General features: G+C 69.1%; 20 protein-coding genes. 5 read left to right on the forward strand and 15 right to left on the reverse strand.

The annotated features are described in order from the left end of the window. Positions 1-29: 29 nt before the first annotated feature. Complete coding sequence (locus F9C12_RS28230) at positions 30-1,388, forward strand: cryptochrome/photolyase family protein (protein ID WP_409462367.1); 1,359 nt, start codon at positions 30-32, stop codon at positions 1,386-1,388. 12 nt (positions 1,389-1,400) lie between these two features. Here F9C12_RS28230 and F9C12_RS28235 read toward each other — a convergent pair whose 3' ends face one another. The 5 genes from F9C12_RS28235 to F9C12_RS28255 form a co-directional block, all read right to left on the reverse strand. Beyond that, entirely contained in the window at positions 1,401-2,579 is a 1,179-nt protein-coding gene (locus F9C12_RS28235) for an ABC transporter permease (protein WP_409462368.1), read from the reverse strand. Beyond that, positions 2,576-3,478, reverse strand: a complete 903-nt coding sequence (locus F9C12_RS28240; RefSeq protein ID WP_409467087.1) for an ABC transporter ATP-binding protein — start codon at positions 3,476-3,478, stop codon at positions 2,576-2,578. Before F9C12_RS28240 ends, F9C12_RS28235 begins: the two co-directional genes overlap by 4 nt. Beyond that, positions 3,478-3,726 (reverse strand): helix-turn-helix transcriptional regulator, encoded by a 249-nt coding sequence (locus F9C12_RS28245; RefSeq protein WP_409462369.1) that lies wholly within the window; start codon positions 3,724-3,726, stop codon positions 3,478-3,480. Before F9C12_RS28245 ends, F9C12_RS28240 begins: the two co-directional genes overlap by 1 nt. 65 nt (positions 3,727-3,791) lie before the next feature. Beyond that, on the reverse strand, positions 3,792-5,327 hold the full coding sequence (locus F9C12_RS28250; RefSeq protein WP_409462370.1) for a glycerol-3-phosphate dehydrogenase/oxidase: 1,536 nt from the start codon (positions 5,325-5,327) through the stop codon (positions 3,792-3,794). Beyond that, positions 5,324-5,968: a TetR/AcrR family transcriptional regulator gene (locus tag F9C12_RS28255; protein ID WP_409184805.1), complete on the reverse strand. Its 645-nt coding sequence runs from the start codon at positions 5,966-5,968 to the stop codon at positions 5,324-5,326. Before F9C12_RS28255 ends, F9C12_RS28250 begins: the two co-directional genes overlap by 4 nt. Before the next feature lie 16 nt (positions 5,969-5,984). On the opposite strand from F9C12_RS28255, the gene F9C12_RS28260 reads away from it, so the two are divergent. Next, positions 5,985-7,595: an FAD-binding oxidoreductase gene (locus F9C12_RS28260; protein WP_409462371.1), complete on the forward strand. Its 1,611-nt coding sequence runs from the start codon at positions 5,985-5,987 to the stop codon at positions 7,593-7,595. 28 nt (positions 7,596-7,623) lie between these two features. Further along, the gene (locus F9C12_RS28265) at positions 7,624-8,337 is read left to right on the forward strand and encodes a methyltransferase domain-containing protein (RefSeq protein ID WP_409462372.1); all 714 of its coding nucleotides are present in this window, start codon (positions 7,624-7,626) and stop codon (positions 8,335-8,337) included. On the opposite strand, the gene F9C12_RS28270 is transcribed toward F9C12_RS28265, so the two are convergent. The 10 genes from F9C12_RS28270 to F9C12_RS28315 all read right to left on the reverse strand — a co-directional run bounded on the left by F9C12_RS28270 (position 8,330) and on the right by F9C12_RS28315 (position 19,436). Then, complete coding sequence (locus F9C12_RS28270; protein WP_409184808.1) at positions 8,330-8,887, reverse strand: gamma-glutamylcyclotransferase; 558 nt, start codon at positions 8,885-8,887, stop codon at positions 8,330-8,332. The two genes, F9C12_RS28265 and F9C12_RS28270, sit on opposite strands and share 8 nt — an antisense overlap. Before the next feature lie 65 nt (positions 8,888-8,952). Further along, positions 8,953-10,050, reverse strand: a complete 1,098-nt coding sequence (locus F9C12_RS28275; protein ID WP_409184809.1) for an S-(hydroxymethyl)mycothiol dehydrogenase — start codon at positions 10,048-10,050, stop codon at positions 8,953-8,955. Positions 10,051-10,193: 143 nt separating this feature from the next. Beyond that, entirely contained in the window at positions 10,194-11,450 is a 1,257-nt protein-coding gene (locus F9C12_RS28280) for a peptidase C39 family protein (RefSeq protein WP_409462373.1), read from the reverse strand. A 74-nt stretch (positions 11,451-11,524) separates the two neighbouring features. Then, the gene (locus F9C12_RS28285) at positions 11,525-11,926 is read right to left on the reverse strand and encodes a PaaI family thioesterase (protein WP_409184811.1); all 402 of its coding nucleotides are present in this window, start codon (positions 11,924-11,926) and stop codon (positions 11,525-11,527) included. A gap of 52 nt (positions 11,927-11,978) precedes the next feature. Further along, positions 11,979-13,694: a TIGR03767 family metallophosphoesterase gene (locus tag F9C12_RS28290; protein WP_409462374.1), complete on the reverse strand. Its 1,716-nt coding sequence runs from the start codon at positions 13,692-13,694 to the stop codon at positions 11,979-11,981. 439 nt (positions 13,695-14,133) lie between these two features. After that, positions 14,134-14,589: a DUF4190 domain-containing protein gene (locus tag F9C12_RS28295; protein WP_409184813.1), complete on the reverse strand. Its 456-nt coding sequence runs from the start codon at positions 14,587-14,589 to the stop codon at positions 14,134-14,136. 91 nt (positions 14,590-14,680) lie between these two features. After that, positions 14,681-15,499 (reverse strand): carbohydrate ABC transporter permease, encoded by an 819-nt coding sequence (locus F9C12_RS28300; RefSeq protein ID WP_409184814.1) that lies wholly within the window; start codon positions 15,497-15,499, stop codon positions 14,681-14,683. After that, on the reverse strand, positions 15,496-16,407 hold the full coding sequence (locus tag F9C12_RS28305) for a carbohydrate ABC transporter permease (RefSeq protein WP_409184815.1): 912 nt from the start codon (positions 16,405-16,407) through the stop codon (positions 15,496-15,498). Before F9C12_RS28305 ends, F9C12_RS28300 begins: the two co-directional genes overlap by 4 nt. Then, positions 16,404-17,708 carry an ABC transporter substrate-binding protein gene (locus F9C12_RS28310; RefSeq protein WP_409462375.1) on the reverse strand — a complete coding sequence of 435 codons (1,305 nt, stop codon included), beginning with the start codon at positions 17,706-17,708 and terminating at the stop codon, positions 16,404-16,406. Before F9C12_RS28310 ends, F9C12_RS28305 begins: the two co-directional genes overlap by 4 nt. Positions 17,709-17,807: 99 nt before the next feature. Continuing rightward, entirely contained in the window at positions 17,808-19,436 is a 1,629-nt protein-coding gene (locus F9C12_RS28315; RefSeq protein WP_409462376.1) for a long-chain fatty acid--CoA ligase, read from the reverse strand. Between the two features lie 461 nt (positions 19,437-19,897). Here F9C12_RS28315 and mihF point away from each other — a divergent pair, with 461 nt between their 5' ends. Together mihF and F9C12_RS28325 are read left to right on the forward strand one after the other, a co-directional pair. After that, entirely contained in the window at positions 19,898-20,209 is a 312-nt protein-coding gene (gene mihF, locus F9C12_RS28320) for an integration host factor, actinobacterial type (RefSeq protein ID WP_050788348.1), read from the forward strand. 94 nt (positions 20,210-20,303) lie between these two features. Then, complete coding sequence (locus F9C12_RS28325; protein ID WP_409462377.1) at positions 20,304-21,470, forward strand: isochorismate synthase MenF; 1,167 nt, start codon at positions 20,304-20,306, stop codon at positions 21,468-21,470. The last annotated feature ends 144 nt before the right edge of the window (positions 21,471-21,614 follow it).

A 21,614-nucleotide genomic window follows, 5' to 3' on the forward strand; every position in this document is an offset into this window, starting at 1 on the left:
GCGCGGCGGGGCGTTTATCGTTGGGCGGCATGACGATGGAAGCGCCGGTCGTGCTGTGGTTCCGCCGGGATCTGCGATTACGGGACCACGCCGCCCTGTTCGAGGCGGCCAAGCACAGCAAGCGCATTCTGGCGCTGTACGTGCTGGACGACCGATTGCTCCAGCCTGCCGGTTCGCCGCGGATCGCGTTTCTGCTCAATTCCTTGCGGGAACTGGATAAAGCGTTGTCCGGACGATTGATGGTGCGCCACGGCGATCCGGTGCGCGAGGTTGTCGCCGCGGCACGGGAAATCCGGGCGGCGGCAGTGCATGTGTCCGCGGATACCGCACCATATGGGCGCGAGCGCGACGAAGCGGTGACTTCCGCGTTGGCAGAGCATCGCATTCAGTGGGTTCCGACGGGTTCTCCGTATGCTGTGTCGCCGGGGCGGGTCACGAAGCCGGACGGGACGCCGTATCGGGTGTTCACCCCGTTCTATCGGGCTTGGGCGCAGCATGGCTGGCCTCGCCCGGCGGACACCGATGTGTCTATTGTGGACTGGATCAAGCCTTCTTCGTCGGAACCGTTGCCGGAACCTCCGGAGGTGGAGTGCGAGCTGCCGCCAGCGGGGGAGTACGCCGCGCTGGCCGCGTGGCAGGAGTTTCTTTCCGCCGGGCTCGCGGACTACGCGACCGAACGCGATCGTCCGGATCACGCTGGCACCACGAGGCTTTCGCCCTACCTGCGGTGGGGCGCGATCCATCCGCGGACGATGCTGGCCGACCTGGCCGGGAACCGGTCCGAGGGCGCGTCGGCGCTGCGCTCCGAGCTGTGCTGGCGGGAATTTCACGCTGACGTTCTGTGGCACCGGCCGGAAACCGCGCGGCGGAACTACGATCGCCGTTTCGACGGAATGCGCTACGACACCGGAAAAACCGCGCGGGAGATGTTCGCCCGCTGGTGCGAGGGGCGGACGGGCTACCCGATCGTCGACGCCGGAATGCGGCAGCTGCTGGCCGAGGGCTGGATGCACAACCGGGTCCGGATGATCGTGGCGAGTTTCCTGGTGAAGGACCTGCATCTGCCGTGGTGGTGGGGTGCACGGCACTTCATGAAGCACCTGGTCGACGGTGATCTGGCGTCGAATCAGCTGAACTGGCAATGGGTCGCCGGCTCCGGAACGGACGCTGCTCCGTACTTCCGGATCTTCAACCCGACCACGCAGGGCCAGAAATTCGACCCGCGGGGCGACTATGTGCGCCGGTATGTGCCGGAATTGCGTGGCGTGGAAGGGAAAGCGGTGCACGTGCTGAAGGAGCGTCCGGAGGATTATCCGGAGCCGATCGTGGACCATGCCGAAGAGCGGCAGGTCGCGCTGCAGCGGTACGGGGCGATTACGGGGTCTTAGTCTGGTTTGCCGCTAACGGCGCAACGCGTCCGCCAACCGCACCCGGCTGCCGACCCGCAGTACTCCATTCCGGTACACCCGCGCACCGGCCCAGGTGACCACAGCGATCAGCGCGGCCGTCAGCACCAGCGACAGCACGATTTCCCACGGTTCGACCGTCCCGAGCGCGATCCGGGCAGGCATCAGGACCGGCGAGAGCAGCGGAATCAGCGACATCACCCGCGTCGCTGTCCCTTGGGGCGCTTGGGTCAGCAGGTTGATCCCCGCGACGAACCCGATGACCAGCGCGATATTCACCGGCCCGACCACCGTCTGCGTGTCCTCCTGCCGCGACACGAGCGCCCCAGCCGCGCCGTACAGCATCGCGTAGAGGAGGAAACCCAGCAGGTACCAGACGAGACCCCAGCCTAGCGTCCCCAGCGCGACGCCGGAGATCGAGAACACCCCGGACACGCCACCGGCCACCAAACCCGCGACGGCGAGGATCGCGAGCTGGGTCAGCCCGACCAGGCCGAGGCCGATGACCTTGCCCAGCAGCAAATGCACCGGCCGCACAGTGGCGAGCAGGATCTCCACCACGCGGCTGGATTTCTCCTCGACCACGCCCTGCGCGACGAACATCCCGTAGGTCATGATGCTGACGTACAGCAAAATCGCGACCACGATCCCGGTCACGAGTTTCGTCTCGGCTTGCGGATCCGCCGGTTCGAGCGCCTGGACGTCGGCATGGGTGGCCGAGACAGCTTGGTGCACGGCGGCGGGGTCGAGGTTCGCGGAGTACAACTGAGCGTCGAGGACCTGTTGCTGCGCGATGCCGTCCAGGGTCGTCCGCAGCTGAGGGTCCAAAGTGGACTTGACGACCACTCGCGGCCGGGAAGCGCTGCCGGAGACGAGTGCGTCGACCTCGTCGTCGCGGACTTGGGTCAATCCGTCCGATTCGGACTGGACGAGGACGATCTTGAGGTGCCGGGCGTTGTTCTCCAGCTGCGTGGCGAGGCCCTGGGCTTGCCCGGCTAGGGCAACGCGAGTGGTTTCCCGGTCACTGGCGAGGAATACCTGCAGGGTGACGTAACCGAGCAGCAGCAACAGCATCACCGCGGTGCTGACCACAAAGGACCGGGTGCGCAGCCGGGCGTTGATCTCCCGCTTGGCCACCAGCCGCACCGCGCGGGCAGGGCGGATCCGGCTCATCGAGGTGCTCCCGGGGTGGCGACGGAATCACGGAACAGGTCGGCCAGCGTTCGGCGGCGATGGCTGAATTCGGTCACCGGGCCGGTGGCCAGTGCGGCGGCGAGCACTGCCTGGTCGTCGGCGCTCGGCGACAGCTCCAGTACGGTCGTGGTGCCGCGGCTTTCTAGCACGCGAGCGCCGGGAACCGTTGCCGCCCAGCCAGGATTCGCACTGGGCGCGGTGACGACCAGCCGGCGTCCGGCGTCGCGGGTCAGCTCGTCCACCGTGCCGACCGCGACCATCCGGCCCTCGCGGATGATGCCGACCCGGTCGCACAGCCGCTCCACGAGGTCGAGCTGATGGCTGGAGAACACCACCGGCACGCCCGTCGCCGCCTTCTCGCGCAGCACGCCGCTGAGCACGTCCACCGCGAGCGGGTCGAGGCCGGAGAACGGTTCGTCCAGCACCAGCAGCGCCGGGTCGGCCACAAGTGCGGCGGCGAGCTGCACGCGTTGCCGATTGCCGAGGCTGAGTTTCTGAATGTGGTCCTTGCGGTGCGGCCCGAGTCCGAGCCGGGCGATCCACAGCTCGGCGGCGCGGTGCGCGTCGTTGGTGCTGAGACCGTGCAATTCGGCGAGGTAGACGAGCTGGTCGAGGACCTTCATTTTCGGGTACAAACCGCGTTCCTCGGGCATATACCCGAATCGCGCGCGGGTGTCGTGCGTGACCGGCTGCCCGGCGAACCGCACCTCGCCGGAGTCGGCGGCCAGCACGCCGAGCGCGATCCGCATCGTGGTGGTCTTGCCCGCTCCGTTGCTGCCGACGAACCCGAACAGCTCGCCGGGCACCGCGGTGAAACTCACGCCGTCGAGCGCGGTTTTCGTCCCGAACCGTTTGCTGATCCGGTCGACCTCCAGCATCACGCGTCCCCCTCCCCGTCGAATGGCGCGCGGCTGAACACGGCCTCCACCGGCAGTCCGAACACCGCGGAAATGCGCAACGCCAGGTCGAGACTCGGGTAATGATCCCCGCGCTCCAGTGCCCCGATCGTCTGCGGATTGACCTCGACCGCCTCGGCGAGTTCCGCCCGGCTCATCCCGCGCTCCGCGCGCAGCACCGGCAGCCGGTTGTGGATCGGCAGTTCCTTGCCACGCCGCACCGGGCTCATGGACCGCACTGTTGCAAAAACCCAACGACCCGTCAAGCTGCCTTGCCGGTAGGTATCCGGGGAGTTCAGGACAGTCCGGCCAGGGTTTTCTCCACCAGTTCGGCCACACGGTCCCGCGCGGCTTCGGCGTCGGCGGGCACGAGGGCCAGCCGGGTGCGGCGTTCGAGAACGTCCTCGACCGTCATAGCACCCTCGTGGCGGACGGCCCACACCACCTCGGCCGCGGTGATTTCCGTCGACGCGCACAACGGGGCGGCGAATTCCGGCTCCAGTTCGCCGAGCGCCGCTACGCGGGGTGCTTCGGTGCCGTACTTGGCCACCAGCCGGGCCGGAGCGTCCACAAGGGACAGACGCGAACGTGGTGCGGCGCCGAGCAACGGCAGCTTCGCGGTACGCGAAGGACCAGCGGGCAATCCGGCGTGCGTCAGCGCGGCGTCGACGGCGTCCTCGGCCATGCGCCGATACGTCGTCAGCTTGCCGCCGACCACGGTCAGCACACCGTCGGAACCGGTGAGCACGGCGTGTTTCCGCGACAGATCCGCGCTGCGTCCGGCGGAACCGGAGACCAGCGGGCGCAATCCGGCAAAGGAGCCAATCACGTCCGCGGTGGTCAATGGACGGTTCAAAACCGACGAAGCGGTCGAGAGCAGGAAGTCCACATCGGACTCGGGGACCGTGGGGACGTCTGGGACTTCGCCAGATACCGGTTCGTCGGTAAGTCCTAAGTAGACGCGGCCGTCGAGCTGCGGCAGCAGGAACACGAATCGGTTGGTCTCGCCGGGAACCGGGATGTTGACCGAAGTGGCTCCGACCCGGACCGTATCCGGCGCGAGCACCAGATGCGAGCCGCGGGAAGGCCGCAGCTGGACCGAATCGGTCAGGGTGTCCGCCCAGACGCCGGTCGCGTTGATGACCTGCCGGGCGCGAAGAGAGTACGTCGAGGTGCCGTCGGTTACCTGGGCTTCATTGCCGGACAAGGAAACCGCCGACAACCGGGTAAGAATCCGGGCCCCCAGCAAGGCCGCGGTGCGGGCGATGCTGATCACAAGACGCGCGTCGTCCACCAATGCACCGTCGTACGCCAACAAGGCGCCGCGCAGTCCGCCGGGAGCGAGACCGGGGGACAGGGCCAATGCCTCGGCAGCCGGAATCCGGCGTGGCCCAGGCAGCACGGACGACGGTGTACGCGCGGCTCGCCGCAATCCGTCGCCAGCGCGGAGACCGGCGGCGATCAACGCCTGCTGCGCGGTGGAAGTGCCCGGGTAGAGCGGAAAAAGCTGCGGCATCGCCCGGGTGAGGTGCGGCGCGGTGCGGGTCAGGAGGATCCCGCGCTCCACGGCGCTTTCGTGGGCAAGCCCGAGTTCGCCCTTGGCCAGATACCGCAACCCGCCGTGCACGAGCTTGCTGGACCAGCGCGACGTGCCAAACGCCAGATCGTGCGCCTCGATCAGCGCGACGGAAAGGCCCCGCGAGGCCGCGTCGAGCGCGATGCCCGCGCCGGTGACTCCGCCGCCGACCACCAGGACGTCGACCCGTTCGCCGTCGACCAGCCGGGAGAGTTCGCGTTCGCGGCGGCGCGCGTTGAGTGATCCGGTGCTCATGGTTTCAACCCCGCTTCGACCAGGTGCCGGAATTCGGCGAGCAATGCGGCCTCGTCGACGTCGGCGGTCGCCGGACGCAGCGAGAACGCGAACGACTGCACGACCAGCAGCACCGACCGCGCCTGCGCGGCGACCCCGGCGACGCGCACCGAGCCGTCTCGGTGCCCTTCTTCGAGCAGGCTCCGGAGCACGTGTTCGGCGAAGTGCTGGGTCGCCCCGAGCCGTTCCACGATGTAGGGCAGCACCAATTCCGCGTCGACGTCCAGCAGCGTCCGGAACAGCGGATCGGCCGACAGCGCGCCGACGCTGGCCGCCGCCAGGTGCACGATCCGGTCGCGCGCGGGAGCGGTCGGGTCGCCGGACTCGTTCACCCGCCGCAGCAGACCGCTGAACTCGCGGGTCATCAGCGCGGCGAGCACACTGCGGACATCGGGGAACCGCCGGTACACCGTCATGCGGCTGACCTGCGCGGTTCGGGCGATTTCGGCGAGCGTGGTGCGCCGGACGCCGACCGCGAGCACGCACTGGCGCGCGGCGTCGAGAAGCTCGTCGTCGGCGACGCGGGCCGAGGTCGGGCGGCTGCGGGCGTCCGCGAGCGCGGAGGGGGCCGCTCCCGGTCGGGAGTGACGTTTGACGTCCATGTGTCACACTGTAGTCGTGAGCGATCTCATCAACCACCGCGTCCGGCGTTCGTGGACCGAAGAGGGCTCGGCCGCCGCCGGTCTGCCCGACCGCGCGGTCCGGTGGCTTGGCCAGCGTATCGGCCAGGTCGGTCCGGATCGAGGCGGGAAAACCGGCGCTTCGAGCCCGGTCGCGGAATCCGCGCTGACTGTGCCCGTCCGTACCGAATTCGAGGACCTTCTCGGTGCGGACCACGTGCTCCTCGATCCCCGGGAACGGCTCGGCCGCGCCGGCGGTCTGTCCTATCTGGACCTGCTGCACGCGCGGGCGGGCGACGAGGTGCCGGTGCCGGACGCGGTGCTGCTGCCCGCGGACCCGGACCAGGTGCAGGCGGTGCTCGACCTCTGCGTGCGGCACGACATCGGGGTCGTCCCGTTCGGCGGCGGCACGTCCGTGGTCGGCGGGGTCGCGGCGCTGCGCGGCGACAAGGCGGCGGTGGTCGTGCTGGACCTCGTGCGGCTCGACGAGCTGGTGTCGGTGGACCCGGTGTCGCGGATCGCGGTGCTGCAGGCCGGCGTGCGCGGCCCGGAGGCGGAGCGGCTGCTCGCGGCGCACGGATACACGCTCGGCCACGTGCCGCAGTCGTTCGAGCGCGCGACCATCGGCGGGTTCGCGGCCACGCGTTCGGCCGGGCAGGCGTCGTCCGGGTACGGCCGGTTCGAGGACATGGTCGCCGGGGTCCGGCTGGCCACGCCGAAGGGCGAGTGGCGGCTGGGCGTCGCGCCGGCGTCCGCGGCCGGACCGGATCTGCGGCAGCTCGCGGTCGGCAGCGAGGGCACCCTCGGCGTGATCACCGAGGTCGCGCTGCGAGTCCGGCCGTTGCCGGAACAGCGGCATTACGAGGGCTGGATCGTCGACGGCTGGGAGGCCGGAGCGGCGGCGGTGCGGAAGCTCGCGCAGGACCACGCGCTCGCGGACGTCACCCGGCTGTCCGATGTGGACGAGACAAACGTGTCGTTCTCGCTCAACGCCGGGCTGAAGACCACGGCGCTGAAGACCTATCTGAAGGTGCGCGGGATCAAGAACCCGTGCCTGCTGATCGTCGGCTGGGAAGGCGACGTGGCTCGGCGCCGGCGGCGCACCTCGGCGATGCTGCGCTGTTCCGGAGCGTTGCGGATCGGCAAGGTGCTCGGCGAATCGTGGCGGCACGGCCGGTTCTCCGGGCCGCGGCAGCGCGACGCGTTGCTGGATCTCGGGGTGTGCGTGGAAACCCTCGAGACCGCGGCCTACTGGTCCAATTTGGACGAACTGCACGACGCGGTGCGCGCGGCCTTGGTGGCCTCGCTGGGCCGGGCGATCGTGATGTGCCACGTCTCGCACGCCTACGAAACCGGTGCGTCGCTGTACTTCACCGTGCTGACCTCGCGCGACGACACCGATCCCGTCGGACAATGGCAGCGCGCGAAGGCGGCCGCGTGCGAGGCGATCACCGGGATCGGGACGATCAGCCACCACCACGCGGTCGGGGTCGACCACGCGCCGTACCTGGAGGCGGAGATCGGCCGGATCGGGCTGGACGTGCTGCGCGCGGCCAAGTCCGCGGTGGACCCGACCGGGATCCTGAACCCCGGAAAACTGCTCGGCTGAACGCGCCCGCGCGGGCAGACTGGCGCGGGTGAGCGATGCAGTGGGTTCCTTTCCGCAATACGAAGTGTTCGCCGACGAATTCCTCGACCACGCGCAGAACGGGTTCTACAACGCGCACTACGACCGTCCGGCCTGCCTGGAGTTGCTGGGCGACGTGGCCGGGCAGCACGTCCTCGACGCCGCGTGCGGTCCCGGCCTCTACGCCGAAGAGCTGACCGCCCGCGGCGCGCGAGTGACCGGGTTCGACCTCAGCCCGCGGATGGTCGAGCTGAGCCGCGAGCGGGTCCCGGCGGGCGAGTTCCGCGTCCAGGACCTGGCCGAACCGCTGACCTGGCTGCCGGACGCGTCGGTGGACCAGGTGCTGTTCGCCCTCGCGCTGGAGTACGTGGACGACCGGGTCGGCGCGCTGCGCGAGTTCCGCCGGGTGCTGCGGCCGGGCGGTGCGCTGGTGTTGTCGAGGCAGCATCCGACCGGCGATTGGCTGCGGCACGGCGGCAATTACTTCGACGTCCGGGTCATCGAGGAGGTGTGGAGCCGCGGCTGGAAGGTGCGGTACTGGCTGGCTCCGCTGGAACGCACCTGCGAAGAGCTGCGCGAGGCCGGGTTCCTGATCGAGCAGCTGCGCGAGGGGCGTCCGCCGGCCGAAGCCGCCTCGGTCGATCCGGAGCGGCACGCCCGGCTGGCGCGGGAGCCGATCGGCTTCCTTACCGTGCGCGCGATTCCGGATCCGCGGGTCAGCTGAAGGTCTGCTCCGGCGGCAGGACGGTGCAGGCGAGACCGGGTCCGGGTGCTGGTTCGCCGACGAGCGCCGCCGCGTCCGCCTGCGCGACGTCGGCGACGCGGACCGGAGAACCGTTGACCAGCAACGGGTATCGGATCGGCGAGGCACCGACGTACGCGTGCACTCCGGAGAGCAGCACGCCGTCCAGCCGGATGTCGGCGTGGTCCAGCGTCGCCAGGTCGTACCGGTTGCCGCGGCCTTCGCAGACGTCCAGCACCGCCAGCTGTTCCGGCGTCGCGAACCAGACGAAGTGGTCCTCCGTCACGCCCGGCAGCGCGGTGAGCGTTGCCGGGCGCTGGCCGTCGCGTTGCCGCAGCCCGGCGGCCCACACCGCGGCGAGCCCGGTGCAGCGCACGCGAGCCGCGACGACCGGCCCGGTCAGCCCGAGCTGCGTGCGCAGCCAGGTGATCTTCGACGGGCACGCGTTCGACCCGTACGCGAGCACCGGCGTGCGCGAACGCCACCCCGGCGGCGCGGTGTCCAGCGCGTGGCCCGCGCCGTCGAGGTGCACGTACGAGCAGTCCGGCCGCGTGCCCGGGTACGGGTCGGCCGGATAGTCCGCGTCGGCGAAAAGAATCAGAACTCCACCACGCTGCGCAGCACGTCGCCGTGGTGCATTCGCTCGAAAGCCTGCTCCACGCCGTCGACGCCGATCCGCTCGGTGACGAACTTGTCCAGCGGCAGCCTGCCCTGCAGGTACAGGTCGACCAGCATCGGGAAGTCCCGCGACGGCAGGCAGTCGCCGTACCACGACGACTTCAGCGAACCGCCGCGCGAGAAGAAGTCGATCAACGGCAGGTCGTTGAGCTTCATGTCCGGCGTGGGCACGCCGACCAGCACGACGGTGCCGGCGAGGTCGCGGCCGTAGAACGCCTGCCGCCAGGTCTCCGGACGGCCGACCGCGTCGATCACGACGTCCGGGCCGAACGAGTGCGTCGCGTCCTGCATCGCGGCGACCACGTCCGCCTCGCTCAGGCCGCGGCTGTTGACCGTGTGCGTGGCCCCGAAGTCCTTGGCCCACTCCAGCTTCCGGTCGTCGGTGTCGATCGCGACGATCGTGGTCGCCCCGGCCAGCCGCGCGCCCGCGATGGCCGCGTCGCCGACGCCGCCGCAGCCGATCACCGCGACCGAATCCCCGCGCCCGACCGCGCCGGTGTTGATCGCCGCGCCCAGCCCGGCCATCACGCCGCAGCCCAGCAGCCCGGCGACCGCGGGTTCGGCCCGCTCGTCGACCTTGGTGCACTGTCCACTGTGGACGAGGGTCTTCTCGAGGAAGGCCCCGACACCGAGCGCGGGGGACAGCTTCGTGCCGTCGGTGAGCGTCATCGGCTGCTCGGCGTTGAAGGTCGAGAAGCAGTACCAGGGCTTGCCGCGCTTGCAGGCCCGGCAGGTGCCGCAGACCGCGCGCCAGTTCAGGATGACGTAGTCGCCGGGCGCGAGATCGGTGACGCCCGCGCCGACCTTGTCCACCCGCCCCGCGGCCTCGTGCCCGAGCAGGAACGGGAACTCGTCGTTGATCCCGCCCTCGCGATAATGCAGGTCGGTGTGGCAGACCCCGCAGGCCCGCACCGACACGACGGCCTCGCCGGGCCCGGGATCCGGCACCACGACAGCCTCGAGCGTGACCGGCTCACCCTTGGCCCGCGACACGACTCCCTGGACCTCGTACGGCATGCGCACAACCTTTCGACGGCGTTTCAGGGGCAGCTAATCACGGATCATGCGCATGTCGCCATAGCCCAGCCTCGTGAGTGTTTATCGCGGTTAGAACCGGGATTGCCACTCACGAGCCACCCGCTCACCCCCAGCGCAGCTACTCACGGCGTGATCAGGTAAACCACCCCGCCCGGCCCGCCGGCCACCGCGCCGCTCTCGGTGTGCCGCTTCGTGCGTTGCCAGATCTTCTCGAACTGGTCCCGCTTGTACACCGTGCGCACGCGGCCGTCGGAGCTGGACGCGGGGTCGTTCGCGATGACATCGCCCTCCTGGGTGAAGCCGACCACGACCATCAGGTGTCCGGCCGTCCCGTAACCCGCGCCGTCGAGTTCGCTGGCCAGGAACGACTGGGAGGTGATCACCGGGATGCCGCGCGCGATGTAGCCCTCGAGTTCGTTGAGGTCGTGCAGCCGGGTGATGTGCCCGCGCAACCCGAGCGAAGCGGCGTACGCGGTGTTGAACGGCCAGTTGCCGGTGCCGTCGTAGGCGTAGTCGTAGGTGCCGCGGGCGGCGTACACGACCGACCGGTCCTGGTAGTCCGCCGGGATCCAGTCCATCTGCTCCGCGGTCGGCTTGCGGCCCCAGTATTCGGCGACCATCTCAGTCGACGTCGGGCTGCACCAGGCTTCCCCGCCGCCGCCGTACTGCGGGAACTGTCCTTTGTGGATGTTCTGGGCGAACGGCGGCACCTTCAGCTCGATCCCGCGCGCCCGGCCGGGTTTGGTGGTCTGCACGTCGAACCGGTCCGGCACGTTCGAGGTCATCGCGCCGAGGGAGGACAGCGTCGGCGTGGCCGGCGAACCCTGCTCGCGGTACAGCGTCACGCGCAGCTGGTACGACCGCAGCGTGACGCCCGCCTTGGTGGCGAGCGTGTCGACGTCCACCGAGGCGTTGTCGTCGCTCTGCCCGTCGACGCTGGTGCGGTGGATGTCGCCGTCCCCGCTGGCCCAGCGGCCCATGGTGTACCACGTCGTTTCGGCCCCGGCCGAAGTCCGGCCGCGCGCCTGCACCTCCAGCCACGTTTTCGCCGGGGTGCGCGCGTTCCACGACGCGATCAGCTGCGTCGCGTCGAAACCCTGCCGGTACCTCGGCGACGTCCAGGTGCCGTAGTCGTAGGTGCGGGTGGTGCCGAGCCCCGGTTCGGTGTGCGCGACGCTGCCGATCGGATGCGTGATCCGCAGGCCGCCGTAGCCGAAGCCGAGCCCGTCGAGCCGGCCCGCGAAGAACGAGCCGGACGACCATTCGTGGTAGTCGATGGCCTCGTCGTTACGCGCGGGCCGCGGTTCCGCGGCGGCCTGTGCCGCACCAGCCGTGAGCATGACGATGGACAGTAACGTGACCAACCCGCGAACCCGCATTCCGGCTCCGTCCCCAGACCCCAGTGGTAGCCAAAGATTTTCGCCTTCCGGGGCGGGTAAGTAAAGAGCCGTCGCTACAACACTGCTTGCGTCTGGGTGATTTTCGCGACGAGCTTGCCGTCGTCGTCGCGGATCTCGGTCTCGACGACCACGACCCGGCGGCCGGCGTGCAGTGGTCTGGACGACGCAGTGGCGTACCCCGAACGGACGCCGCGCAGGAAGTTCGTCTTCGACTCCAGCGTCGTCGTGCCCTGCGCGCCCTCGGGGAGATTGAGGAACGCGCAGACGGCGCCGGTCGAATCGGCCAGCGCCATCAGCACCCCGCCGTGCAGCACGCCGCCGAGCGTGCACAGCGATTCGTCCCACGCGATCCGGCTGCGGACCAGGTCCGGGCCGTGCTCCAGCACCTCGATGCCGAGCCGCTCGCTGAACGGCATCGTCTGGTGGAACAGCTGCGTGCCTTCGACGTCGGTCATGCCGAGCAGTCAACCGCAGCCGGACGCGTGGCGTCGATTACCTGCCGGGTAATCAGCTGAGCGGGTTAGTCAGCAGCAGTTCGGTGTTGCGGTCGCCCGCCTCGCCGACGCGTCTGAGGCTCGCGTGGAGGTCGTTGTAGGAGAACTCCCGGTACATCGAGGCGAGCGCCTCGGGGGTGCGGGCGGAGTAGTCCACGGCGTACGGGGCGTCGGCCTCGATGAGCGTGGTGAACACCGAGAGCGTGCCGTCGTGGTTGTCGGCGAGTTCGATGATCCGCGCGTGCTGCGGGAAGTCGATGTGGCTGGCGGTGTTGATCTCCCAGAAGCTCTGCACCGGGGTTTTGCCGACGTGCGGCGTGATCTTGTTGAGGTGGGTGTGCCCGTTGACCCACGCCACGACGTTCGGGAAACGCTGCAGCATCGCGACGAACGTGTCGCCGCCCAGCCGCGGGTCCAGCAGATGGCGCGCGTCGGGCAGGAGGTTGCCCATGGTGCCGCTGGTGTGGTGGCTGAAGAGGACGAACAGCTCGTCGGTGACGGAGTGGGTGATCTTGCGGCCGAAGAAGTCGTAGTACGTCGAGCTGTTCCGCTTGAGCGTCGCCTCGACCCAGTTGAACTGCGCGAGCCCGATCGACCCGTCGGCGAACCCGCCCTGCGTAGTCGTGTCGAGACTGATGCCGGTAACCCCGGGCGCGATGCGGAAGGTGTAGTAGACGTTCAGCCCGTCCGAGTTGGCATCGGTGAACCCGTGCCCCACCGGCCCCGGCCCCGTGTTCTTCGCGGCCAGATGCGCCTTGACGAACTCGGCGGTGCTGAACGGCCGCCGCCGCGGATCCGGCGTGACCTCGCGAATGGTGCCGCCGCCGAAAAGCTCGCCGAGCGGCACGCTCTGCCCGTTCTGGATGGCGGTGCCGAGCTTGCGCGCGCTGCTCTCGTCCTTGCCGATGACCTTGTATTTGCCGGTGTACCAGCCCTCGATGCCCGGGATGCCCTCCGGCAGCGTCCCGACGACGCTGTCGTCGTGGTTGCCGAACGTGCAGTACCACGGCAGGTTGAGCCCAGGCGCGGTGAACGGCGCGATCCCGGCCTCGAGCAGACCGGGAATCTGCGGGAAGCCTTTCTTGGTGTAGTCGTCGGCGAGCTGGGTGCCCGGGTTCCAGAACTCAGGGTTGCCGGACGCCTGCACGCCCTCGTAGCGATTCGGGTCGCCGGAGTTGGGCGTGATCGAGCCGCCGTTGAGCGTGGTGAGGAACCAGTCGAGTTCGAGCAGCTCGTGGTTGTCGGTGTTGTCGCCGGTGGTCATGACGAAGTCGAACTGCCGCCCCGTGAACGGCCCCGCGCGGAGACTGTTGACCCGCTTGACGAGCGCACTGGTAGCGACGGTGCCCAAGGTTTCCTGCGGCCGGTGCGCGGACCCGATGAACGGATGCAAGTACTCGAACCGCGCAGGCGACTCGGTGTCGGTGATATGCAAGTCGGTGAACTGCACGAACGCTCCGAGCGCAGTCCGCCGATCGTCGCGCCCGGCTTTGCCCTCAACGAGATCCGCCCGAACGACCACCGGCCACCCCGGCCCAGCGGACAGCCGCGAATACCCGGTAGCCGCCCCCGAGGCAGCCTGATCAAGCGTGGTCCCCGCAGTCCGCACGGCCCGCTGCGTAGTCCGCCTCAACGCCCGGTCCAGCGCATTGGCCGTGGGAGTGCAGAGCAACAACCCCACCCCAGCCACGCCCGCGGTGGTGAACGCCCGCCTGGTCAGCCCCGCCATGCTCACACTCCCCGTCTCGCCGGACCCCGCACGCTTCCGGACGCCCATGACGACCCGGTGAACAAAGCCGAAGCAGAACGCGAAGGTCTCTCACATTTGCCGTGACAACGCGGGAGACTCTGTCACACGAGAACGGGCACCACTACCGCCGAACGGAGGGACGCCCACCCGTGCGGGGAACCCTCACGGCCCTGAAAACAGGCACCGCTGCACCCAACAGCGACGCACCCAGCCCTAAAACCGCACCGATGCACCCCAACAGCGAGGCACCCAGCCCCTCCCCCGCACCCCGATACGAAGCCTCCCTGCGGTTCGGGGGTGCTTGTCAAGGCATCTTTCCCGCCTTGACAAGCACCCCCGAACCGTCAGCACAATCAAGCTTCGGGGTGCCCCACGCAACCAACGAGGCGCAATGTCGCCGCCAGGCGACGAGCCGCCCTCAGCAATAAAACGCGCAAGTAGCCCCAACAGCAGACAACGACACAAAGAACCAAACCAGGAAAATCACCGCCGGAATAGCCGCCAAAATCCCGCACACCAGCCCGGCGATCCCCATCCCCTGCCCAGTCCACCCAGGCTTCCCGCCCTGCACCATCCCAGCCCAGGACAACCCGATAGCCGTAATAGCAGCGACCACGTCAAAGAACGGAACCCAGAAGAAGATCAACGCGACAATCCCGACAACCATCCCAGCCACCGCGAGCCCGCTCGTCTTCAACGGCGCCGCCCCCGGGTACTGAGCCGCGTACGGCGCCCCGTACATCGGCGCCCCGTACGGCACCGGCGGCTGCCCGTAACCAGGCGTAGCCGGATACCCGGGCGCGGGCATCGGCCCGGAAGGATGGCCCGCCGGGTCCTGGCCGGGGTAGGGCTGCTGCTGATACGGGTCCGTCATGGGTGCACTCCTGCTGCGACTGTGGCGACGGTGAGTCGTCGGCGGCTAACGGCGAAACGTTACGCGCTGTCGCCGGTCGATGTGACGGTATTCAGCCTTTCAACCCGGATTCGGTGACCCCGCGTACCAGATATCGCTGGAGGAACGCGAAGAGCAGCGCGATCGGCACGATCGACAGCACCGCGGCCAGGAACAGCAGGTTCAGCTGCGGGTTCTGCGCGGTCAGCAGCCCGGACAGGGCGACCTGCACCGTCCACGAGTCCGGCGACTGCGCGATGATCAGCGGCCACAGGAACGCGTTCCAGCTGCCGATCACGGTGATCACCGCGATGGCGGCGAAGAAGCCGCGCGAGTTGGGCACCACGATCTTGCGGAAGACGCCCCAGCGGGACAGGCCGTCGACGCGGCCGGCGTCTTCCAGCTCCTTCGGGAAGTCCAGGAAGTACTGCCGGAACAGGAAAACGCTGAACGCGCTGAACAGGCCCGGGATGACCAGGCCGCGGAAGTCCGAGAGCCAGCCCAGCGTCGAGACCACCACGAAACTCGGCACGAACGTCACCGAGGTCGGGATCATCAGCGTCGCCAGCACCGCGTAGAACACCGGCTTCGAGTAGCGGTACGGCACCCGCGCCAGGCCGTAGCCGGCGAGCGAGCACACCACCAGCAGGCCGACGGTCTGCAGGACCGCGACGACGACCGAGTTCACAATGCTCCGCGCGAACGGCACGTCCTGCTGGTCGAACAGCTTCGTGAAGTTCTCCCAGTGAATCTGCTTCGGCCACAGGGTCCAGTCCGGCGCGGTGATCTCCGCGCGCGACGCGAGACCGTTGCGCAGCAACAGGTAGAACGGCAGCAGGAAGAGGATCGCGGACACGACGAGCGCCGTCCAGCGAAGCACCGCGCGGATCATGTCGCGCTCCGATCGAACCGGAAAAGCTTGCCCTGCAGGAGAGTCACCACGGCGATCAGCAGCGCCAGGATGATCGCGCCCGCGCTGCCGCGGCCAAGGTCCTGGCCGCCGGAGCCGAGGGAGGTGTAGTAGAGGTACACCAGCGGCGGCCGCGCGAACGGCGGATAACCCCGGGAATCGCCCATGATGTTGTAGAACTCGTCGAACGCCTGATAGGCGTTGATCAGGTTCAGCAGCAGCACGGCTACCGACGTCGCGCGCAGCTGCGGCAGCGTGATGTGCCGGAAAACCTGCCAGCCCGGTTTCGCGCCGTCGAGCCACGCCGCCTCGTACAGATGCTGCGGAATCCGTTGCAGCGCGGCGAGGAAGAGGATCAGGTAGAAGCCGAGCTGCAGCCACAGCCGCGCGGTCACCAGCACCACCCAGTACAGCGGCGGGTGCACGGTGCCGGTCCACGCCACCGGGTCGATGCCGAAGACGCCGAGCACGGTGTTCGCGAGGCCGTAGCGGACGCCGGAGAACAGCGACGTCTTCCAGATCAGCGACGCCACCACGTACGAACACGCGAACGGCAGGAAGAACACCGAACGGAAGAACGCTCGCGCGAACCGCAGCTGGTTCACGCCGACCGCCAGTGCCAGCGACAGCACGAACGTCAGCGGCACGATGAACAGGGCGAACACGCTGAACGTGCCGAGGCTCGCGAGGAACGGGCCGTCGGAGAGCATCTGCGCGTAGTTGTCCAGTCCGACGAAGACGCTGGGGGTGACCGTGTTGCGCGCGTCGAAGAACGACAGGTACAGGCTCCACCCGATCGGCAGGTAGGCGAAGATCGCCAGGCCGAGCAGAAACGGGCCCACGAACCCCCAGAACGCCAGCGTGTCCCGGGTTTTCCGGGACAGTCTCATCCGAACAGGCGTTTCAGCTCGGCCTGCGCGACGGTGACCGCGGCCTTCGTCTGCGCCACCGGGTCCGCGCCCTCCTTGGCGATCTTCGCGACCGCGTCCGACAACGCGGTGTTCGACGTCTGCGTCCACACTGGACCGCCGATGAGGTGGCTGTTCTCCTTCACGAACTTCACCACGTCCGCGGCCGGACCGCTTTGCAGCGTCTGCGCTTTGTCGATCAGGCTCTGCCGGGCGGGCACGTGGAAGCCGTAGCGGGTGGCGAACTCCAGCTGGCTGTCGGTCTGGTCGATCCACAGCCACTTCACGAACGCCTTGGCCTCGTCGACGTGCGCGCTCTTCGCGTTGACCATCGCGCCGTACGCGCCGACCGGGACCGACGGCTTCCCGCTGTCGTCCAGCTTCGGGAACGGCAGCACGCCGAAGTCGTCGTTGAGCGCGTCGCGGATCTTCGGGACGTTCCACAGCCCGGTCCACTGCATCGCGCAGAGCCCGTCGACGAACGCACCCGGGTCCGACCAGTCGGCGGGCGCGCCGAGCAGCAGGGAACCGTTGGCGTTCAAAGTGTGCAGCTTGCTGAACGCGGCGGCCGCACGCGGGTCGTCGAAGCCGACCTCGCGGTTGTTGTTCTTCAGGTAGTCCAGCCCGGCCGACCACAGCAGCGGCCCGGTGAGTGTGCCGACGCCGCCGTCATTGCCCGCGAACAGGCCCTTTACGCCGTCCTTCGACAGCCTGCCCGCGGCGTCGATCAGCTCGTCCACGGTCTGCGGCGGCCGCACGCCCGCGGCCTGCAGCATGCTCTTGCGGTAGAAGAGGACCTGCGTGTCGGTGGCCTGCGGAATGCCGTAGACCTTGCCCTCCACGGTCTGCGCGGCCAGCACGGCGGGACTGAAGTCGTTCTTGGCCGGCCCGATGATGTCATCGAGCGACACCACCTGGTTCTGCCGGACCCAGTCGATCTTCACCTGCGCCTCGAAGACGTCCGGCACCGGGCTGTTCTGCAGCGCGGTGACGATCTTCGAGTCGTAGTCGCCCGGGTTCCACACGACGTTGACCTTCGCGCCCGGGTAGCTGGCCGCGTAGTTCTTGACGGCTTCCTGCACGCCGTCCTCGCCGTAGGCGTGGTACCACTGCTGCAGCGTGGCCTTCGGGGCCTGCGACGTGGTCGAGGCTCCCGCCGACATCGCCGTGGACGGTGGCGGATCCCCCGGGCGCCCGGTGTTCGACCCGCACGCGGCCGCGACCGCGCCCACCGCCGCCGTTCCCGCCAACGACAGGAACGACCTCCTGCTCCGCTGCTGCATCCCCAGTTCTCCTCCGACGTGCTGGGAAGGGCTCCTTGCGTGCAACAGATTCCCTTACGGAGCCCTTCCCAGGCCGACAACTCGCCGGAGATTTACCGCTCAGAGGTGTGAGATGTCGAGCTTTCCCTCGGAGTAGGACGCGCGCAGCCGCTTCTTGTCGAACTTGCCGACACTCGTCTTGGGCACCTCCTCCACGAACGTCCAGTTCTCCGGCAGCTGCCACTTAGCGACCTTGTCCGACAGGTAGTCGCGCAGTTCCTCGGCGGTGGCCTGCTGGCCCTCCTTCACCACGACGGCGACCAGCGGGCGTTCGTCCCATTTCTCGTCCGGGATGCCGACCACCGCCGCCTCGGCGACCGCCGGATGGCCCATCACCGCGTTCTCCAGGTCCACCGACGAGATCCATTCGCCGCCGGACTTGATCACGTCCTTGGCGCGGTCGGTCAGCGTCAGGAAGCCGTCCGGGCTGATCTTGCCGACGTCGCCGGTGCGCAGCCAGCCGTCGTGGAACTTCTCCGGATCGATGTCGCTTCCGCCATGGTAGGCGCCGGCGATCCACGGACCGGAGACCTCCAGTTCGCCGACCGCCTCGTTGTCCCACGGCAGTTCCTCGCCGTTGTCGCCGATCAGCCGGGCCGCCACGGACGCCGGGAAGCGGCCCTGGGTGTAGCGGTAGGCCCAGCGCTCCTCGCCGGTCGCGCTGGCCGGCGGACGCGCGACGCTGCCCAGCGGCGACGTCTCGGTCATGCCCCACGCGTGCAGGATCGGCACGTCGTAGCGCTCCTCGAAGGCGTGCATCAGCGACGGCGGAGCGGCCGACCCGCCGACGACCACCTCGCGCACGTGGCTGATGTCCTGCGGGTTCGCGTCCAGGTGGGCGAGCAGGCCCTGCCAGATCGTCGGCACCGCGGCGGCGAAGGTCGGCTTCTCCGCGGCCAGCAGCGCGGCGATCGGGGCTGGCTGGAGGAACCGGTCCGGCATCAGCAGCGAGGCGCCGACCATCATCGCCGCGTAGGGGAGACCCCACGACATCGCGTGGAACATCGGCACGATCGCGAGCGCGAGGTCCTCCTGGGCGAGCCGCATGCTGTCGGTCATGCAGACCTGCATCGAGTGCAGCCAGATCGACCGGTGCGAGTAGACGACGCCCTTCGGGTCGCCGGTGGTGCCGGACGTGTAACACATCGCGGCCGCGGCCCGCTCGTCCACCTCCGGCCAGTCGAACTCGTCGGGCTGGCCGGCCAGCAGCTCGTCGTAGGAGTGCACGGTGACGCCCTCGGGCGCGGTCAGCGCGGACGCGTCGCCGTTGGCCACGACGACGTGCTTGACCGTCTTCATCCCCGGCAGGTTGCTCGCCAGCAGCGGGACGAGCGTCCCGTCGACGATGATGACGTGGTCCTCCGCGTGGTTCGCCACGAAGACCAGCTGCTCCGGGAACAGCCGGATGTTCAGGGTGTGCAGCACCGCGCCCATGGCGGGGACCGCCAGGTAGGCGGCGAGGTGCTCGGCGTTGTTCCACATGAACGTGCCGACTCGCTGGTCGCCGGTGACGCCGAGACCGCGCAGCGCGTTCGCCAGCCGGGCGGCGTGCTTGCCGAGCTCCGCGTAGGTCTCCCGGCGGGCTTCTGAACCGGTCCAGGTGACGACTTCGCTCTTCGCGTGCACCTTCGTGCCGTGGCGCAGCAGCTTCGCGAGCGACAGCTGTCCGTCCTGCATCGTGCTCAACATGGGTGACTCCCGTGGTGCTCGTTCGCCGGTGAACTGGGGTGGGCCCGACTCTAATGCGCATCCGGCGGATCAGGCACGAACAAGTTCGGTCACGGCTTGGCGGCCCTCTCCCGCCATCGGGTGGCGGCCCCGGGCTTTCATGATCCACTTCTGTCGCGATTTCTGTTGCGGGACAAGAAAATGCGTTGTGTTAACTGTGTGGAAATAGACTCCCGTTCGGGTGAGGTAATGGGGGCGGAAATGAGCCCGTGGAGGCCGTTTTCACAGGTCGCGAGGGGTCCCCTCGCGCAGGTCCGCCGCGCCCGTCGACGGGTGATAAGTGCGTGTCGGTTGCGCGGACCGCGGGCACGTGGCGTTTACTGGGGCCGTGGTAAGTGACGGCTGGCCAGCGCTTGCAGCTGCAAGCATCGGCTGAGACCGTCGGCCGCGAAAGCGGAGACCTGAGAGGAAAGGACATTACGTTGGCTCTGCCCACGTTGACTCCGGAGCAGCGCGCCGAGGCCCTCGCCAAGGCGGCAGAGGCTCGTAAGGCGCGCTCGGAGCTGCTCGCTTCGATCAAGTCCGGCAAGGAGAGCATCGAGTCGGTGCTCAAGCAGGCCAAGGAGAACAAGACCATCGGCAAGACGAAGGTCACGCAGCTCCTCAAGGCGGTGCCCGGCCTGGGCGCGGTCAAGGTCGCCGCACTGCTCGAGCAGGCGGGGATCGACCCCGACCGCCGGGCCGCTGGCCTGGGCGAACGGCAGCGCGAAGCGCTGATCGACGCGCTCAAGTAACGCCGATCCGGCAGCCGCGGGGAGGGTGCGCGAGAAGATGTTCTTCCGGCAACACTTTCCCCGCGGCGCTCCCGGATCCTGAGACGCTGGCGGAGTGACGACCAGTACCGCGCCGGCCACCCCGGCGCAGACCACCGTCCGCTACCAGCGCGGCGACTTCTTGTTCGCGAGCGCCCGGCGGGCCCTGCTCGCACAGGGCGCGCTCGGCACGGTCACCGACGCCGACCCCCGCTGCCTCGCCCGCTCGGCAGCCGCTGAGCTGGCCAGTTCCGGCGTGCCGCTCGCCGTCGGCGTGCTGCCGTTCGACACCGGACCCGGCGCGACCTCGCCGGGGCACCTCGTGCTGCCCCGGACGGTGCATCGCGCCCAGGCGGACGCCGAGACCCCGGCCGCGCCGCCCGCCGCCGACCTGCCCGCCCCGGCGGCCACCCGGCGGCTCCCGTCCGCCGAAGGCCACCGCGAGAACGTGCGGGCGGCCGTCGTCGCGCTACGCGAGCGCGACCTGCGCAAAGCCGTGCTGGCCCGTGCGCTCGAGCTGGAATTCGACGCGCCGATTCCGGTCGAGGGAATCGTGCGCAACCTCGCCCGCGGCAACCCGCGCCACTTCACCTACGCCGCCGAACTGCCCGGCGGCCGCACTCTCGTCGGGGCCACCCCTGAGCTGCTGCTTTCCCGGGCAGGCGATTCGGTGTTCACGACCCCGCACGCCGGGTCGATGCCGCGTTCGGCCGACCCGGAGACCGACCGGGCCAACGGCGAAGCCCTCCTCGCGTCCGCGAAAGACCGCGAAGAACACGATCTGGTGATCGACTACGTCGTCGAGTCGCTGCGGCCGTTCTGCCGCAAGCTCGACGTCCCGGCCGGCCCTGAGCTGGTCTCCACGCCCGCGATCTGGCACCTCCGGACGTCCATCACCGGCGAACTCGCGGACCGCTCGGTGACCGCCCTCGACCTCGCCGCCGCGATGCACCCGACGCCGGCGGTCTGCGGCACCCCGACCGTCGCCGCGCGCGACCTGGTGCAGGAACTGGAGCCGTTCGACCGCGGCTACTACGCGGGCGCGATCGGCTGGGTCGACGCGGCGGGAGACGGCGAATGGGCCGTCGCGATCCGGTGCGCGGAAGTGGCCGAGAGGTCGATGCGGCTTTATGCGGGCGGCGGGATCGTGCCCGCGTCGGATCCGGACGTCGAGTACCGCGAGACGATCGCGAAGTTCCGCACGCTGCTCGGCGCGATGGGGTTGGACGACAGCGCGTCGTGAATGTGTGAGCTGGGCTGAACCGGCTCAACCCCTCACGGCGGCCGGTGGTTCTCGGTGGCGTTGAGGCCGAGGTCAGGGCCGCGCGATGCGTCCGACACCGGGGCTGGGGCATCCGGTCGCGGTTCGGCGTGCCGAGGTCGCGGT

It is taken from the genome of Amycolatopsis sp. GA6-003, from assembly GCF_046267895.1.
Taxonomy (GTDB): Bacteria; Actinomycetota; Actinomycetes; order Mycobacteriales; family Pseudonocardiaceae; genus Amycolatopsis.

Coding starts and splice junctions, on each gene's coding strand:
- F9C12_RS28230 (WP_409462367.1), top strand. CDS start 30: ATGACGATGGAAGCGCCGGTCGTGCTGTGGTTCCGCCGGGATCTGCGA.
- F9C12_RS28235 (WP_409462368.1), bottom strand. CDS start 2,579: ATGAGCCGGATCCGCCCTGCCCGCGCGGTGCGGCTGGTGGCCAAGCGG.
- F9C12_RS28240 (WP_409467087.1), bottom strand. CDS start 3,478: ATGCTGGAGGTCGACCGGATCAGCAAACGGTTCGGGACGAAAACCGCG.
- F9C12_RS28245 (WP_409462369.1), bottom strand. CDS start 3,726: ATGAGCCCGGTGCGGCGTGGCAAGGAACTGCCGATCCACAACCGGCTG.
- F9C12_RS28250 (WP_409462370.1), bottom strand. CDS start 5,327: ATGAGCACCGGATCACTCAACGCGCGCCGCCGCGAACGCGAACTCTCC.
- F9C12_RS28255 (WP_409184805.1), bottom strand. CDS start 5,968: ATGGACGTCAAACGTCACTCCCGACCGGGAGCGGCCCCCTCCGCGCTC.
- F9C12_RS28275 (WP_409184809.1), bottom strand. CDS start 10,050: ATGCCGTACGAGGTCCAGGGAGTCGTGTCGCGGGCCAAGGGTGAGCCG.
- F9C12_RS28280 (WP_409462373.1), bottom strand. CDS start 11,450: ATGCGGGTTCGCGGGTTGGTCACGTTACTGTCCATCGTCATGCTCACG.
- F9C12_RS28285 (WP_409184811.1), bottom strand. CDS start 11,926: ATGACCGACGTCGAAGGCACGCAGCTGTTCCACCAGACGATGCCGTTC.
- F9C12_RS28290 (WP_409462374.1), bottom strand. CDS start 13,694: ATGGCGGGGCTGACCAGGCGGGCGTTCACCACCGCGGGCGTGGCTGGG.
- F9C12_RS28295 (WP_409184813.1), bottom strand. CDS start 14,589: ATGACGGACCCGTATCAGCAGCAGCCCTACCCCGGCCAGGACCCGGCG.
- F9C12_RS28300 (WP_409184814.1), bottom strand. CDS start 15,499: ATGATCCGCGCGGTGCTTCGCTGGACGGCGCTCGTCGTGTCCGCGATC.
- F9C12_RS28305 (WP_409184815.1), bottom strand. CDS start 16,407: ATGAGACTGTCCCGGAAAACCCGGGACACGCTGGCGTTCTGGGGGTTC.
- F9C12_RS28310 (WP_409462375.1), bottom strand. CDS start 17,708: ATGCAGCAGCGGAGCAGGAGGTCGTTCCTGTCGTTGGCGGGAACGGCG.
- F9C12_RS28315 (WP_409462376.1), bottom strand. CDS start 19,436: ATGTTGAGCACGATGCAGGACGGACAGCTGTCGCTCGCGAAGCTGCTG.